Genomic DNA, 2,500 nt, shown 5'->3' with positions numbered 1-2,500 from the left:
GTCCGTCGTGAAAAGGGCAACAACCCAGACCGCCAGCTAAGGTCCCAAAGTTGTGGTTAAGTGGTAAACGATGTGGGAAGGCTTAGACAGCTAGGAGGTTGGCTTAGAAGCAGCCATCCTTTAAAGAAAGCGTAATAGCTCACTAGTCGAGTCGGCCTGCGCGGAAGATGTAACGGGGCTCAAACCACACACCGAAGCTGCGGGTGTCACGTAAGTGACGCGGTAGAGGAGCGTTCTGTAAGCCTGTGAAGGTGAGTTGAGAAGCTTGCTGGAGGTATCAGAAGTGCGAATGCTGACATGAGTAACGACAATGGGTGTGAAAAACATCCACGCCGAAAGACCAAGGGTTCCTGCGCAACGTTAATCGACGCAGGGTTAGTCGGTTCCTAAGGCGAGGCTGAAAAGCGTAGTCGATGGGAAACAGGTTAATATTCCTGTACTTCTGGTTACTGCGATGGAGGGACGGAGAAGGCTAGGCCAGCTTGGCGTTGGTTGTCCAAGTTTAAGGTGGTAGGCTGAAATCTTAGGTAAATCCGGGGTTTCAAGGCCGAGAGCTGATGACGAGTCGTCTTTTAGATGACGAAGTGGTTGATGCCATGCTTCCAAGAAAAGCTTCTAAGCTTCAGGTAACCAGGAACCGTACCCCAAACCGACACAGGTGGTCGGGTAGAGTATACCAAGGCGCTTGAGAGAACTCGGGTGAAGGAACTAGGCAAAATGGCACCGTAACTTCGGGAGAAGGTGCGCCGGCTAGGGTGAAGGATTTACTCCGTAAGCTCTGGCTGGTCGAAGATACCAGGCCGCTGCGACTGTTTATTAAAAACACAGCACTCTGCAAACACGAAAGTGGACGTATAGGGTGTGACGCCTGCCCGGTGCCGGAAGGTTAATTGATGGGGTTAGCGCAAGCGAAGCTCTTGATCGAAGCCCCAGTAAACGGCGGCCGTAACTATAACGGTCCTAAGGTAGCGAAATTCCTTGTCGGGTAAGTTCCGACCTGCACGAATGGCGTAACGATGGCGGCGCTGTCTCCACCCGAGACTCAGTGAAATTGAAATCGCTGTGAAGATGCAGTGTATCCGCGGCTAGACGGAAAGACCCCGTGAACCTTTACTGTAGCTTTGCACTGGACTTTGAGCCTGCTTGTGTAGGATAGGTGGGAGGCTTTGAAGCGTGGACGCCAGTTCGCGTGGAGCCATCCTTGAAATACCACCCTGGCATGCTTGAGGTTCTAACTCTGGTCCGTAATCCGGATCGAGGACAGTGTATGGTGGGCAGTTTGACTGGGGCGGTCTCCTCCTAAAGAGTAACGGAGGAGTACGAAGGTGCGCTCAGACCGGTCGGAAATCGGTCGCAGAGTATAAAGGCAAAAGCGCGCTTGACTGCGAGACAGACACGTCGAGCAGGTACGAAAGTAGGTCTTAGTGATCCGGTGGTTCTGTATGGAAGGGCCATCGCTCAACGGATAAAAGGTACTCCGGGGATAACAGGCTGATACCGCCCAAGAGTTCATATCGACGGGGTTGTTTGGCACCTCGATGTCGGCTCATCACATCCTGGGGCTGAAGCCGGTCCCAAGGGTATGGCTGTTCGCCATTTAAAGTGGTACGCGAGCTGGGTTTAGAACGTCGTGAGACAGTTCGGTCCCTATCTGCCGTGGACGTTTGAGATTTGAGAGGGGCTGCTCCTAGTACGAGAGGACCGGAGTGGACGAACCTCTGGTGTTCCGGTTGTCACGCCAGTGGCATTGCCGGGTAGCTATGTTCGGAAAAGATAACCGCTGAAAGCATCTAAGCGGGAAACTTGCCTCAAGATGAGATCTCACTGGGAACTTGATTCCCCTGAAGGGCCGTCGAAGACTACCACGTTGATAGGCCTGGGTGTGTAAGCGTTGTGAGGCGTTGAGCTAACCAGTACTAATTGCCCGTGAGGCTTGACCATATAACACCCAAACAATCTGACGATTGTGTGTTGTAAGGTGAAGTCGACGAACCGAAAGTTCGCATGAACCGCAAAACACCTTGAAATCACATACCTGAATCCGGATAGACGTAAGCCCAAGCGAACGGATATCCAACCGAATTGCTTGACGATCATAGAGCGTTGGAACCACCTGATCCCTTCCCGAACTCAGAAGTGAAACGACGCATCGCCGATGGTAGTGTGGGGTCTCCCCATGTGAGAGTAGGTCATCGTCAAGCTCCTATCCCGAAACCCCTGGTCAGCGATGACCGGGGGTTTTGCTTTTGCGCGCGGAAAAAGGCGTGCTTCCTCGCTACTCTCCCCGACGGCGGATGCCGCCGTCGACTGTCACAATTGCCCCGGAATCTACCCATCCTGCATGAAACGGATGGACGGCCATCTCCCCCTGGCGGCACGAAAATACGCCCCAGAGGGCCTCCCCGGCCCCTTCGTGAAAGGCTGGAACCCCTGTGTTTCCTGGCTTCACGGGGAAAGACGGAGCTTCTTCCAAGGCTTGCGGAAAAATGTCGGAAGGCTG

2 rRNA genes (1 of these 2 cut by a window edge) are annotated in these 2,500 nt (G+C 53.6%); both read left to right on the top strand.

Features of this window, described 5'->3' with window-relative positions:
- Nucleotides 1-1,941 (top strand): 23S ribosomal RNA (locus tag BSK43_RS00150); it begins 951 nt to the left of the window's first position.
- Between the two features lie 144 nt (nucleotides 1,942-2,085).
- Nucleotides 2,086-2,201: ribosomal RNA gene (gene rrf, locus BSK43_RS00145) — 5S ribosomal RNA — on the top strand.
- Nucleotides 2,202-2,500 lie beyond the last annotated feature (299 nt).

Origin of the sequence: Rhizobium sp. P44RR-XXIV (assembly GCF_001999485.2) — a bacterium.
GTDB lineage: Bacteria > Pseudomonadota > Alphaproteobacteria > Rhizobiales > Rhizobiaceae > Rhizobium.
This window is presented reverse-complemented; position numbering and strand designations above follow the sequence as displayed.